11 protein-coding genes are annotated in these 13829 nt (G+C 69.3%); 2 read left to right on the forward strand and 9 right to left on the reverse strand.

Annotation, left to right across the window (positions count from 1 at the left end):
* Positions 1–37: 37 nt before the first annotated feature.
* The gene (locus tag ACIRR8_RS21855) at positions 38–1153 is read right to left on the reverse strand and encodes a hypothetical protein (protein WP_404067243.1); all 1116 of its coding nucleotides are present in this window, start codon (positions 1151–1153) and stop codon (positions 38–40) included.
* Between the two features lie 292 nt (positions 1154–1445).
* On the opposite strand from ACIRR8_RS21855, the gene ACIRR8_RS21860 reads away from it, so the two are divergent.
* Together ACIRR8_RS21860 and ACIRR8_RS21865 are read left to right on the forward strand one after the other, a co-directional pair.
* Positions 1446–2525, forward strand: coding sequence for an LCP family protein (locus tag ACIRR8_RS21860; protein WP_404067246.1), 1080 nt, complete (start codon positions 1446–1448; stop codon positions 2523–2525).
* A gap of 39 nt (positions 2526–2564) precedes the next feature.
* Positions 2565–2966: an NTP pyrophosphohydrolase gene (locus ACIRR8_RS21865; protein WP_404067249.1), complete on the forward strand. Its 402-nt coding sequence runs from the start codon at positions 2565–2567 to the stop codon at positions 2964–2966.
* A 159-nt stretch (positions 2967–3125) separates the two neighbouring features.
* Here ACIRR8_RS21865 and ACIRR8_RS21870 read toward each other — a convergent pair whose 3' ends face one another.
* The 8 genes from ACIRR8_RS21870 to ACIRR8_RS21905 all read right to left on the reverse strand — a co-directional run bounded on the left by ACIRR8_RS21870 (position 3126) and on the right by ACIRR8_RS21905 (position 13789).
* Positions 3126–4592 carry an amino acid permease gene (locus tag ACIRR8_RS21870; protein WP_404067606.1) on the reverse strand — a complete coding sequence of 489 codons (1467 nt, stop codon included), beginning with the start codon at positions 4590–4592 and terminating at the stop codon, positions 3126–3128.
* 191 nt (positions 4593–4783) lie between these two features.
* Positions 4784–6697, reverse strand: a complete 1914-nt coding sequence (dxs, locus tag ACIRR8_RS21875; protein WP_404067251.1) for a 1-deoxy-D-xylulose-5-phosphate synthase — start codon at positions 6695–6697, stop codon at positions 4784–4786.
* A gap of 165 nt (positions 6698–6862) precedes the next feature.
* Positions 6863–8176: a sugar ABC transporter permease gene (locus tag ACIRR8_RS21880; protein ID WP_404067253.1), complete on the reverse strand. Its 1314-nt coding sequence runs from the start codon at positions 8174–8176 to the stop codon at positions 6863–6865.
* Entirely contained in the window at positions 8173–8961 is a 789-nt protein-coding gene (locus ACIRR8_RS21885) for an ATP-binding cassette domain-containing protein (protein WP_355126731.1), read from the reverse strand. Before ACIRR8_RS21885 ends, ACIRR8_RS21880 begins: the two co-directional genes overlap by 4 nt.
* 311 nt (positions 8962–9272) lie before the next feature.
* The gene (locus tag ACIRR8_RS21890) at positions 9273–10385 is read right to left on the reverse strand and encodes a sugar ABC transporter substrate-binding protein (RefSeq protein ID WP_404067256.1); all 1113 of its coding nucleotides are present in this window, start codon (positions 10383–10385) and stop codon (positions 9273–9275) included.
* Between the two features lie 120 nt (positions 10386–10505).
* A complete protein-coding gene (locus ACIRR8_RS21895) occupies positions 10506–11705 on the reverse strand; it encodes an ROK family protein (protein WP_404067259.1) in 1200 nt (399 codons plus the stop codon).
* A gap of 237 nt (positions 11706–11942) precedes the next feature.
* On the reverse strand, positions 11943–12869 hold the full coding sequence (locus tag ACIRR8_RS21900; RefSeq protein ID WP_404067262.1) for a carbohydrate ABC transporter permease: 927 nt from the start codon (positions 12867–12869) through the stop codon (positions 11943–11945).
* A complete protein-coding gene (locus ACIRR8_RS21905; RefSeq protein WP_161264738.1) occupies positions 12869–13789 on the reverse strand; it encodes a carbohydrate ABC transporter permease in 921 nt (306 codons plus the stop codon). Before ACIRR8_RS21905 ends, ACIRR8_RS21900 begins: the two co-directional genes overlap by 1 nt.
* Positions 13790–13829 lie beyond the last annotated feature (40 nt).

The raw sequence follows: 13829 nt of genomic DNA on the forward strand, positions 1-13829 counted from the left end.
TGTCTGTACGCCTTCTGTCAACACGGACCGTGTCGCCTCAGACCCGGACCGAGGGGCCCATCGCCAGTCCGGGCTCGTCGTTCTGGCGGGCGATCCTGAGGCTCCCGTCGGGAGCGAGCACGGCGATGACCACCCTGCCGTGGGCGTCCAGCGCCAGGCCCGGCGTGCCCGTGCCCCGTTCGCCGGTGGGCGACCACCACAGGCCGGCGCTCTCGTTCTCGGTCCCGCAGGCCGCGAGCATGACGTTGCCCTCGGAGTCGCAGTGGGCCAGGACCGTGCAGTCGTAGTCGTCCAGCATCGCGCGTATCGCCGCGACCGGTCCCGAGGGAGAGCCGCCGAGCGGGATCACCCAGCCGCCCGGGCGGTGGGCGACGACGGAGCCGGACGCCGGATCGGTCCAGTAGTAGGTGGCGCGGTCCGGTGCGGTCTCCAGGGCCACCGCGCTGCCGGGAACGATGGCCACCGGAAGGTTCTCCGCACGCTCCGGAAGCTTGCGCGGCTCCGCCTGCACCCACCGCCCGGCCCCCTCCTCCCCCGGGATCAGGACCTCGATCCGGCCCGAGGCCGCGGCCACCACGGCGGGCGCGTCCTGGAACATGCTGCCCTTCAGATCCCGCCAGGCCTCCCACTTGCCGTTCTTGTCCTCGCGGCGGAGCATCAGCCCCCGTCCGGCGTTGCGCACCAGGACGTACAGGGTGCCCGCGTCGTCGACCGCGCCCGCCGGCACGCCGAACTGCGCGGCCTTCTCCCGGTCCTTGTGCGGGTTGCCGAGCGAGCGCCAGGCGGTGAGCGGGCGTCCTGACTGGTACTGGGTGGCGTAGACCAGGTCCACGGCCGGAACGCCGTCCGGCTTCGGCACCGACCGGCGGCCTATGAAGTGCACATAGCCGTCGGCGCCCTGCGCGATGGAGAGGTGCGTCAGCCCGGGTACCGGAAAGAGTTCGGGTCCCGACCAGGTGGAACCGCCCGGCCGGTCCTCGGTCCAGCGGAGCACGCCTTCCCGGTTCCACGCGTACGCGGTGAGCCTCCCGCCCGACCCGAGCAGCAGCCACCGTCCGTCGGCCGTGGCGTCGGCGGCATGTCCGCCCTTGCTTTCGGAGCCGCTCGGCAGGGCGGCGGTACTCCGGGTGGAGCGTGCGGATCTGACCGGCATGGTGTGAGGTCGCCTTCTGGTGATTCTCGGCCCGTCTCGGAAGGCCGTCCGGCGGCCCGCCCTTCGGGAAGGGGCGAGCCCATCATAGTTTCAGCTTTTTGTCCTACGGAGTTCGCACACCGGCCCGGACAGTCGGTACTCCGGTACGGTGCCGCCTCGCCCAACACTCGCACGGACGCTCGACGGATTGTCTATAGTTCTACGAACCACGATTGTCGGACCGGCTCCTCCCCCCACCCGAGTCCACCCGCCTCAGCCCTACGGGGCCGCGACACCTAGGACTCGAAACAGGATGAGCGACGACGTCACGACTCCGGGCGCCCGCGCCTCCCGACGCGCGGCGAAACCGCGCAGGCGGCGCCGCGGCCTCAAGATCACCCTCGGTGTCCTTCTCGTCCTGCTGCTCGCGGCCGGCGGTACCGCCTACTGGCTCTTCAACCGGCTCGACAGCAACATCAAGGGCGTCGACATCGACCAGGCGCTCGGCGAGGACCGCCCGGAGAAGCTCCCGACCAGCGGACAGAACCTGCTGGTCCTGGGCTCGGACTCGCGGGCCGGGGCGGAGAACCAGGAGCTGGGCGGCGGCGGGAGCATCGGCGGCGCCCGCTCCGACACCGCGCTGGTGGTGCACATACCCGAGGGCCGCTCGAAGGCCGTCGCCGTCTCCATACCGCGCGACACCCTGGTGACCCGTCCCGAGTGCGCCACGGACGGCGGATCGGCCATGCCCGCCAAGGAGCGCGTCATGTTCAACTCCGTCTACGCGCAGGCCGGCCCGGCCTGTGTGGTGAAGACGGTGGAGAAGATGTCGGGCGTCCGCATCGACCACTACCTGGAGATCAACTTCGCCGGGTTCAAGGACCTGGTCGACGCCATCGGCGGCGTCACCGTCGACGTACCGCAGGACATCGACGACAAGGCGTCGGGGCTCCACCTCACCGCCGGTCCGCAGAAGCTGGACGGCACCGAGTCCCTCGCGTACGTCCGGACCCGGCACGGCATCGGCGACGGCAGCGACCTCGGCCGTATCGGGCTCCAGCAGCAGTTCCTGATCGCGCTGCTGAGCGAGGTCAAGTCCCAGGACCTGCTGGGCAGTCCGGCCAGCTCCTACCGAATCGCCAACTCGGCCACCAAGTCGCTCACCACCGACTCGGGGCTCGCCTCGCTCACCTCGCTGGCGGAGTTCGCCCGTTCGATGAACGGCGTCGACCCGGCCTCGATGGAGACGATCATGCTGCCGGTGGCGTACGACAAGGCCGACCCGAACCGGGTGGTCGCCGCCGAGCCGCAGGCCGGTCAGCTGTGGAAGGCGATCCGCGAGGACACCGCGATCCCCGAGGAAGCGAAGAAGTCGCCCGCCACCGGTGGCTGACGGCGCATCACGCCCGGCGTCCCGTGACACCCTGCCGGGATGAGCGACGACGCGGCGGTACTGGTGATCGTGGACGCGGCCAACGTGGTCGGCTCGGTGCCCGACGGCTGGTGGCGGGACCGCCGCGGGGCGGCGGAACGGCTGCGTGACTCGCTGGTCCCGTACGCGGCGGACGGGCTGCCGGGGCTGCCCGGTCCCGTCGAAATCCTGCTCGTCGTGGAAGGGGCCGCGCGGGGCGTCGGGTCCGTGCCCGGGGTCGCGGTCGCCTCGGCCCCCGGCAGCGGCGACGACCTGATCGCCGGACTCGCGTCGGCCGCCGCCCCGGAGCGCGACTGCGTCGTCGTCACCGCCGACCGCGGACTGCGCCGGCGGGTCGAGGCGTACGGTGCCCGGTGCGTGGGGCCGCGCACGGTACGGCCGCCTGCGCCGGACACGGCCTGAGGTGTGCAGCCGGCGGGCCGGCGGTCAGCCACCGACGGCTTCGCCGCACGGGATCAGGCGGGAGTACAGCGCCACGGCCGGCCGCTTCCCGCACGAACCCGCCCCCGCTCCCGCCCCCGCGGTGATCGCTCCACCGGGGGGGCCGGAAGGTCACGGCCGCTAGCGGCCCTTCTTGCCGAGCAGGCTGTGGCGTCGGCCGTACGCGAAGTAGATGATCACGCCGAGCGCCATCCAGGCGGCGAACCGGACCCAGGTCTCCACCGGCAGGTTGAGCATCAGCCAGACCGAGGCGGCCACCGAGGCGATCGGCAGCACCGGTACCCACGGGGTGCGGAAGGCGCGGGGCAGATCGGGGCGGGTGCGGCGCAGGACCAGGACGCCGAGCGCGACGACGACGAACGCGAAGAGCGTGCCGATGTTCACCAGCGTGGCCAGCTCGTCGATGCTCGTGAACCCGGCGATGATCGCGATCACCACACCGAGCAGGATCGTCGGGCGGTACGGGGTGCGGAACCGCGGGTGCGTCTTGGAGAAGAAGCGCGGGAGCAGACCGTCGCGGCTCATCGCGAAGAAGACACGGGTCTGGCCGAGCAGCAGGATCATGCAGACCGTCGTGAGGCCGACCGCGGCGCCGAAGCTGATCAGACCGGCGTAGAAGGGGTGGCCGGTGGCCTTGAAGGCGTCGGCGAGCGGGGCGCTGACGGAGAGTTCGCTGTAGTGCTGCATACCGGTGACGACGATCGAGACCGCCACGTAGAGCACCGTGCAGATGATGAGCGAGCCGAGGATGCCGCGCGGCATGTCGCGCTGCGGCAGCTTGGTCTCCTCGGCGGCGGTGGCCACGACGTCGAAGCCGATGAAGGCGAAGAAGACGATGGAGGCGGCGGTGAAGATGCCCATCACGCCGAAGTTGGTGGGCTCGTAGCCGAAGATCAGCTGGACCATCGGGGCGTCCCAGCCCGAGCCCGCGGACTGCTTCTCGGACGGCGGGATGAAGGGCTTGTAGTTCTCGGCCTTGATGAAGAAGAGGCCCGCGATGATCACCATGAGGACCACGGCGACCTTGATCGCCACGACGACCGAGGTGACCCGTGCGGAGAGCTTCATACCGACGACCAGGATGACGGTCAGGATCAGCACCAGGACGAAGGCCAGCAGGTCGAAGCCGAACCCTTCGGCCACATCGGGTCCTGACAGCACTTCGGGCATGGCCCAGTTGACGTTGTCCATCAGCGAGCGGACGTAGCCGGACCAGCCGACCGCGACCACCGCCGTACCCAGCGCGAACTCCAGCACCAGGTCCCAGCCGATGATCCAGGCCACCAGCTCGCCGAGCGAGGCGTACGAGAACGTGTACGCGGAGCCGGCCACCGGGACGGTGGAGGCGAACTCGGCGTAACAGAGCGCGGCCAGCGCGCAGACGACGCCGGCGACGACGAACGCGATGGCGGTCGCCGGGCCTGCCGTCTCCTTGGCGACCTTGCCGGTCAGGACGAAGATGCCGGTGCCGATGATGACACCGACGCCGAAGACCGTGAGGTCGACGGCGGAGAGGGACTTCTTGAGCGCGTGCTCGGGCTCCTCGGTGTCACGGATCGACTCTTCGACGGACTTGGTGCGGAACATGCCGTTTCCGCGGGGCGGTGTGACCTGCGCGCTCACCTGCGTACCTCCACGCACTCGTTGTGAACGCCATGATGAGGACCGGAATACGCAGGAACACGCCATCTGGCCCGTTTCATGCGAATGGGCCGGGATAACCACCCGGACAGGGGTCGTCTTCCCGGCCCATCGGCCCGAAAACAGGTCAGTACAGGTCAGTCGCGCGCGGGCTCCACCGCGCGGCTCTCGAACCGGCCGTCGAGCTTGGCGACCAGGCCGGTGACCTGGCGGGCGATGTCCGGCGCGGTCAGTCCGATCTCGGCCATGACCTCACCGCGCGAGGCGTGGTCGAGGAAGACCGGCGGGATACCGAAGTCGCGCAGCGGTACGTCGACACCGGCGTCCCGCAGCGCCTGGGCAACGGCGGAACCGACGCCTCCGGCGCGGCTGTTGTCCTCGACGGTGACGACGACGCGGTGGCGTTCGGCGAGCGGGGCGAGGGCCTCGTCCACCGGTTTGACCCAGCGCGGGTCGACGACGGTGGAGGAGATGCCCTGCGCGTCCAGCAGGTCGGCGATCTCCAGGCACATCGGGGCGAGCGCGCCAACCGAGACGATCAGGACGTCCGGGCGGGCGGCCTTCGGTTCGCGCAGGATGTCCATGCCACCGGCCCGGCCGACGGCCTTGACCGCCGGGCCGACCGCGCCCTTGGAGAAGCGGACCACGGTCGGCGCGTCGTCGACGGCGACGGCCTCGCGCAGCTGGGCGCGGACCTGGTCGGCGTCGCGCGGCGCGGCGATGCGGAGCGTGGGCACGCACTGGAGGATCGACATGTCCCACATGCCGTTGTGCGAGGCGCCGTCCGTACCGGTGACGCCGGCCCGGTCCAGGACGAAGGTGACGCCGCACTTGTGCAGGGCTACGTCCATCAGGACCTGGTCGAAGGCGCGGTTGAGGAAGGTGGCGTAGACCGCGAAGACCGGGTGGAGGCCGCCGGTGGCCAGGCCCGCCGCGGAGACCGCGCCGTGCTGCTCGGCGATGCCGACGTCGTAGATCCGGTCCGGGAAGGCCTCCTCGAACTTGCCGAGGCCGACCGGCTGGAGCATGGCCGCGGTGATCGCGACGATGTCCTCGCGCTCGTGGCCGAGCTTGACCATCTCCTCGCCGAAGACCGAGGTCCAGTCGAGGCCGGAGGAGGAGATCGGCAGACCGGTGTCCGGGTGGATCTTGCCGACGGCGTGGAAGCGGTCGGCCTCGTCCTCCAGGGCCGGGGTGTAGCCGCGGCCCTTCTGGGTGAGGCAGTGCACGATGACCGGGCCGCCGAAGCGCTTGGCGCGCTGGAGCGCGGACTCCAGGGCCTCGATGTCGTGGCCGTCGATGGGACCGACGTACTTCAGGCCGAGGTCCTCGAACATGCCCTGCGGGGCGATGAAGTCCTTGAGGCCCTTCTTGGCGCCGTGCAGCGTCTCGTAGAGCGGGCGGCCGACGACGGGCGTGCGCTCCAGGATGTCCTTGCCGCGGGCCAGGAACCGCTCGTAACCGTCGGTGGTACGGAGCGTGGCGAGGTGGTTGGCCAGGCCGCCGATCGTCGGAGCGTACGAGCGCTCGTTGTCGTTGACGACGATGACCAGCGGGCGGTCCTTGGCGGCGGCGATGTTGTTCAGTGCCTCCCAGGCCATACCGCCGGTGAGCGCGCCGTCACCGATGACCGCGACGACGTGGTCGTCCTTCCTCAGGACCTCGTTGGCCTTGGCCATGCCATCGGCCCAGCCGAGGACCCCGGAGGCGTGGCTGTTCTCGATGACGTCGTGGTCGGACTCGGCGCGGGAGGGGTAGCCGGAGAGGCCGCCCTTCATCTTCAGGCGGGAGAAGTCCTGGCGGCCGGTGAGCAGCTTGTGGACGTAGGCCTGGTGGCCGGTGTCCCAGAGCACCTTGTCGCGGGGCGACTCGAAGACCCGGTGCAGGGCGATCGTGAGCTCCACCACGCCCAGGTTGGGGCCGAGGTGTCCGCCGGTCTTGGACACCGCGTCGACGAGGAAGGTACGGATCTCCTCCGCGAGCTGGTCGAGCTCGTCGAGGCTGAGCCGGTCCAGGTCGCGCGGTCCCTTGATGCGGGTCAGCAGATCCACCCGTGCCTCCTTGCGTTTGAGCTGATCGAGCGTGCCGATCCGATGAGTCTAATGTTCCGCTACCGGACGTGGGCAGCGGGCGGCCCTGTTCGTAGCCGGACCCGGACACGCGCAGGTGCCCGGCCACCCCTGTCGGGGCGCCGGGCACCTGCGCGGATCCGCGGGTCAGGCGCGGCCTGCGGTCTTCTGGGTCTTACGGGTGACGGAGTCGATGACGACCGTGGCCAGGAGCACGGCGCCGGTGACCATGTACTGGATCGGCGTGGCGATGCCCTCCAGCGACAGCCCGTACTGGATGGAGACGATGACCATGACACCGAGCAGGGCGTTCCAGGTGCGGCCGCGGCCGCCGAAGAGGCTGGTGCCGCCGATGACGGCCGCCGCGATGACGTTCATCAGCAGGTCGCCGGTGCCGGAGCCCTGGTTGGCCGCCGCGATCTTGGAGGCCCAGAAGAGGCCGCCGATCGCCGCGAAGGTGCCCGCGATGGAGAAGACGGAGATCCGGATCGCGGTGACGTTGATACCGGCGCGCCGGGAGGCCTCGACGCTGCCGCCGAGCGCGAAGATCTTCCGGCCGTAGGCCGTACGGCGCAGTACGAAGTCCGTGCCGACCAGGACGATCAGGAAGAGGACCAGGGCGAGCGGCAGGCCGCGGTACTGGTTGAACATGTACGCGGCGGCGAACGCGAAGACCGCGAGGACGCCGGTGCGCACGGCGATGTCGGCGATCGGCCGGGACGGGATGCCCGCGGCCTCGCGGCGGCGGGTGTCCAGGAACGCGGCGGCGAAGTAGGCGATCACCGCGACGGCCGCGAGCCCGTAGGCGGCGGCGACGTCGGTGAAGTAGTACGTGGTCAGCTTGCCGACCACGCCGTCGCCGTCCAGGTTGATGGTGCCGGAGTCGCCGAGCAGCTGGAGCATGAAGCCGAGCCAGAACAGCAGGCCCGCCAGGGTGACGGCGAAGGCCGGTGCGCCGATCCTGGCGAAGAAGAAGCCGTGGATCGCGCCGATCACCGCGCCGCTGACGATGGCGACGACGATCGCCAGCCACTCGTTCATGCCCTGGGTGACGCTGAGCACCGCGACGAGGGCGCCGGAGACACCGGAGACGGAGCCGACCGAGAGGTCGATCTCGCCCAGCAGCAGGACGAAGATGATGCCGACGGCCATCATGCCGGTGGCGACCATCGTGGTGGCGATGTCGCTGATGTTCTTCGCGGAGAGGAACTCGGAGTTCATGCTCTGGAAGACGATGGCGATGATCGCGAGGCCGACGATCACCGGGATGGAGCCGAGGTCACCGCCGCTGATCTTGCGCTTGAACTCGGTGAGGTAGCCGGCGAAGCCCTGCTCGCGGATGAGCAGGCGGGGGTCGACGACGGTGGCCGCGCCCTCGGCCGCGTCCGGGTTGCCGACCGGCGGCGCGTCCTGAGGGGCGGGGGTCTTGTCCAGCGAGGCCGCGGACTTGTCGGTGGTCACTTGGAAACCTCCGCGTTGCGCGCCGCACGTCGGGTCACGGCGTTGTCCGTGGCGCCCGTGATGGCGGAGATGATCTCTTCCTGGGAGGTGGTCTTCACATCGAAGACCCCGTTGTTCCGGCCCAGCCGGAGCACGGCGACCTTGTCGGCGACGGCCTTCACATCGGCCATGTTGTGGCTGATGAGGATGACCGCGTGGCCGCGCTCGCGCAGCCGCTCGACGAGGTCCAGGACCTGGGCGGTCTGCTCGACGCCGAGGGCGGCGGTCGGCTCGTCGAGGATGACGAGCTTGGGCTCACCGAGCATCGACCGGGCGATGGCCACCGTCTGTCGCTGGCCGCCGGAGAGCGAGGCGATCGGGATGCGGACGCTCGGGATCCGGATGGAGAGCGTGGAGAGCAGCTCGCGGGAGCGGCGCTCCATCTCCACCTCGTCCAGGATGCCGAACCTGCGCAGCTCCCGGCCCAGGTAGAGGTTGCCGACGACATCGATGTTGTCGCACAGCGCGAGGTCCTGGTAGACGGTCGCGACGCCGAGGTTCTGGGCGTCGTGCGGCTTGTCGATCTGGACCGCCTTGCCCTCCCACTCGATGACTCCCTCATCGATGGGGTGCACTCCGGCGATCGTCTTGACCAGCGTTGATTTACCGGCGCCGTTGTCGCCCACCAGGGCGACGACCTCACCGGCGTGGACCTCAAGCTCTACATCGGTGAGTACCTGGACGGCACCGAATCGCTTGGAGACCCCTCGCAACGCCAACACGGGCGTAGCGGTCACGTGAACCATCTCCTTCGCCGCCTGACCGGCGGGGGATGCCGCGCCCGGGGGAAGGCGCGGCGGTCGAGCAGAAGAACAGAAACAGGGGGAAGCGTTCCGTCCGGCGCCCCGCCCGGTAGCGGGACGGTTGGTGGGCGGGGCACCGGACAGGCTTCGTGGCGCGCGGGCCGGCTGTGCGGCGGCGCGTGCGCGGCAGGGGTGCCGTGGTGCCTTCGCGAGGACGCGTCGGGCGGTACGGCGGGGGCGTCCTCTCCGGCCGTGGCCGGCGGGACGCCCCCTGGGGTGTGTCCGGCCCTGGTCCGCCGGACACACCCTGGGGCCTACTTCAGGCCGATCTTGTCGCAGGAGGCCTTGTACTTGCCCGAGCAGATCTCGTCGAGGGTCCAGATGCCGTCCTTGACCACGGTGTCCTTGATGTTGTCCTTGGTCAGCGAGATGACCGGGACGAGGACCGTGGGGATGTCCTTCTGGCTGGCGTTGTCGACCTTCGAGGTGGCGATCGAGTCGAGCTTGTCACCCTTGGCGAGCGCGACGGCCATCTCGGCGGCGACGATGCCCTCGGCCGGGTAGGACTTGTAGACGCTCATGAACTGCTCACCGGTGACGATGCGCTGCACGCCCGCCAGCTCGGCGTCCTGGCCGGTGACCGGCGGGAGCGGGGAGAGGCCGGCGCCCTTGAGCGCGGTGATGATGCCGCCCGCCATGCCGTCGTTGGCGGAGTAGACGCCGTCGATCTTGTCCTTGCCGAGAGCGGTGATCGCCGCTTCCATGTTGGCGTTGGCGTTCTCCGGCTTCCACTCCTTGGTGTCGTACTCCTTGCCGTACTTCACCTTGCCGTCGAGGACGGACTTGGCGCCCTTCTTGAAGAGCGCGGCGTTCGGGTCGGTGATCGCACCGTTCATCATGACGATCTGGGCGCCGTCGGCCTTGTCGCCCAGGGCCTCCAGGAGCGCGGTGCCCTGTGCGCGGCCGACCTCTTCGTTGTCGAAGGAGGTGTAGGCGTCGATGGGGCCCTCGGCGAGGCGGTCGAAGGCGACGACCGGGATGCCCGCGTCCTTGGCCTTCTTGATGCTGTTCTCGATCGCCTTGGCGTCCACCGCGCCGACGATCAGCGCGTCCACCTTGTTGGTGATCATCGTGTCGATCTGCTGCGCCTGCAGAGTGGCGTCCTGCTTGGCGTTGTTGTACGTGACCTTCGCGGCGCCGTTCGTGAGCTCGCCGATCTTCTTCTCGATGATCGGGCGGTCGAACTTCTCGTAACGGGCCGTCTGGTTCTCGGGGAGGAGCAGACCTATCTTGAGGTCGTCGCCCTTCTTCTCCGAGCCCTGTTCGGCCTTGTCACCGGACTCCTTGGCGCTCCCGCAAGCGGCCAGCGAGATCGCCATCGTGGTGGCGGCAACGGCAACGGCGGCACGACGCATACGCGTGTTCATTCTCGAACCTCCCTGACGAGGCCGCGACGTTGCGGCCGAGGTGGCTGGAAGTCAACTCGGCCACAGCGCCAGCGTCAAGGAGTAAATCCTTAACGAGATGACAACGGTGCCATTCGTTATCTAAGTGAAGGCAGGAGTCGCTGCGGGGAGGGTGCTCTCCAAAAGGGTTGAATCCCCCATCTCGCTCAGCACGAGGGCCAGGGCGCCCAGCACCTCGGCACGGCCGCCCAGGGCCCCCGGGAGCACCGAGAGCTGCCGGGCCGCGCTGGGGATCGCGTAACGCGACACGGAGTCCCGTATGGGCCCCAGGACCAGCTCCCCGGCCTCCGCCAGCGAGCCGCCGAGCACGACCCGGCTGGGGTTGAGCAGGTTGCACAGGTTGGCGACACCGCTGCCTATGTGGCGGCCGACGTCGCCGATCACCCGGCGGCACCCCGGATCGCCCTCGCGGGCCAGCTGGACCACCCGCTCCATGGTGAGCCCGGGGCCGTGGCTGGGCTGGAGCAGCGGCAGCACGTACCGCGCGGCGGTGAAGGTCTCCAGGCAGCCGCGGTTGCCGCAGCGGCAGACCGGGCCCGACTCGTCGAGCGTGATGTGCCCGATCTCGCCGGCCGTGCCGCCGGGGCCCCGGTAGATGGTCCCGTCGATCACCAGACCGGCGCCGACGCCGCTGGCGACCTTGATGTACGCGAGGTCCTTGACGCCCCGCCCACTCCCCCAGACCAGCTCGCCGAGCGCTCCTAGGTTGGCGTCGTTGTCGACGTACACCGGGACGCCCAGGCGGCCGGAGAGCTCCTCGCTCGGGTTGATGCCGGTCCAGCCCGGCAGGATCGAGGTGGAGCCCAGCGTTCCGGACTCGACGTCGATGGGTCCCGGCACGCCGAGCCCCACGCCGATGATCTTGTCCGGGCCGATCCCGGTCGCCTGGATCAGCCGGTTGACCAGCACTTCGGCCCGGTCGAACCCCTCCGCAGAGGACGCGTCGACGTCCAGTGGCTCCGACTCCTCCGCCAGCACCTGGTGGGCCAGGTTGCCGACGGCGACCCGCAGGTGGGTGTGGCCGAAGTCGACGCCGATGACGATGCCCGCGTCGCCGCTGAGCGAGACGCTGCGGGCCCGGCGGCCGCCCGCCGAGGTGGGCGTCACCTCGACCGTTCCGCCGTCCTTCAGCTCCCGGACGATATTGGAGACCGTGGCGGCGGAGAGCCCGGTGCTCCGGGCGATCTCCGCCTGGGTGAGCGACCCCGCCATCCGTACGGCGCGTACGACCCGCTCCAGATTGGCCCTGTGCAGCGATGTCTGCGACCCGGGAGTCTCCATCGACTCATCCACTCCTGCCCTTGGCGGGCGGCCCGAAGAGGACCGCCCCGGCCGGGGCGGCAGCGATGACACCCCGGCTTCCTCCAACATGTGAACTCTAAGCTCACCGTTCGGGGGTGCCTTCCGTCAAGACCTGAGCACCCCCGCACCCCACAACGGCCCGGTGCCCCGGCGGAGTCTCTCCGCCGGGGCACCGGGCCGTTGTGGATACGTGACCTTCTCACGCGTACGCGTGACCTACTTGAGCGCGCCCGCCGTCAGACCGGAGACGACCTGGCGCTGGAAGATGATGTACGCCGCCAGCACCGGCAGCATCGCGATCACCAGGCCGGCGAAGAGACCGGAGTAGTCGCCCTTGTACCCCTGGCTGGAGGCCAGCTCCACCAGGCCCTGGGCCAGCACCCGCTTCTCCGGGTCGGTGTTGAGCACCGTCGGCAGCATGTACTGGTTCCACTGCCCCAGGAAGTTGAAGATGCCGACGCTGATCAGGCCGGGCTTGGCCATCGGCAGCATCACCTGGAAGAACGTCCGGGTGTGCGAGGCGCCGTCGATGATCGACGCCTCCGCCACCGAGGTCGGCAGCGTACGGAAGAACGAGGTCAGGAAGAACACGGTGAACGGCAGCGAGTACGCGATGTACACGAGGATCAGGCCGTGGATCGTGTTCAGCAGCCCCATGTTGTCCATGACGTAGAACAGCGGGACCAGCGCCAGCATGATGGGGAAGCTCATGCCGCCGACGAACAAGAAGTAAATGAAGCGGTTGCCCGGGAACTCGAAGCGCGCGAGCACATAGGCGGCCATCGAGCCGAGGACCAGGGTGCCGATGAGCGACCCGCCCACCACCAGGATGGTGTTGAGGAAGTACTCGCTCATATGGGCCTGGCTCCAGGCCCGGCCCCAGGCGTCGAAGTTCAGCGAGCCCGGCAGCGACCAGGGGGTGTTGAAGATGTCCGAGTCGGTCTTGAACGAGGACATCACCGCCCAGAACAGCGGTAGGACGACCATGATCGCCCACAGGATCAGCACGCCGTGCGAGAAGACGTTGAGGACTTGGCCCTCGCTCTTCTTCGCGGGGGCCACGGAGCCCGTGGGGGCCGTACCGGTGCGCTGGGCGGGCACCTTCGCGTCGGCGCCGGAGGCAGGGGTGTCAGTGGTCTTCATCAGAACTCCAGCCGCTCGCGCCGGCCCACCCGCATGACGACGGCGGCGAACGCCAGGGTCACGAGGAGCAGGGCGACACCGATCGTGGTCGCGTAGGCCGCCTGTCCGTCACGGAACGCCGACTGGTAGACGTACAGCGGCAGGACGGTGGTCGAGTAGTCGGGTCCGCCGGGGCCGACGCTCATGATGTGGACGATGGCGAAGCCCTCGGCGCCGAGGGCCAGGATGCCCATGTAGACCCAGCCGGACTGGACCGTGTCCCACAGCAGGGGCAGCGTGATCCGGAAGAAGGTCGTGAAGCGGCTCGCCCCGTCCAGCAGGGCGGCCTCGTAGAAGTCCTTGGGGATGGAGGCCATGCCCGCGGAGAACAGCACCACGAAGAAGCCGGTGGTGCACCAGACGAGGACCCCCATGATGACCCACAGGGCCAGGTCCGGATCGCCGAGCCAGTCGGGCACGTCGTCGAAGCCCACGGCCTTGAGCGTGCCGTTGATCATGCCCTGGGCCGGGTCGAAGGCGAACTGGAACAGGATGGCCACGATCGCGATCGAGAGCACCTGCGGGAAGAAGTAGGCGATCTTGTAGAACCCCGAGCCCCGGACGCCCGCGATGGCGGCGCCCTTGCGGCGCCGGCCGCCCACGTTGAGCATGAAGGCGAAGAAGAGCGCGAGGCCCAGCGTCACCAGCGGCAGCAGAACCGCGAGCAGCACACTGTGCTGCAGCGATTTCCAGAAGATGTCGTCGTCGAGCATCTTGGTGTAGTTGTCGAACCCGACCATCTTGAAGTCGGGGCTCAGACCCGTCCAGTCCGTGAACGAGTAGTAGATGGACTGGATGAAGGGCCAGATGACGAAGATGACGTACAACGCCATCGGGACCACCAAGAACCCGACTATGAACCGGTATTTACCGTGTTGCATCGTTACCGACTCCGACCTTCCCCGAGCTGCCGCCGCTGGT

It is taken from the genome of Streptomyces sp. NPDC101178 (assembly GCF_044767965.1).
In the GTDB taxonomy this organism is placed as follows: Bacteria; Actinomycetota; Actinomycetes; order Streptomycetales; family Streptomycetaceae; genus Streptomyces.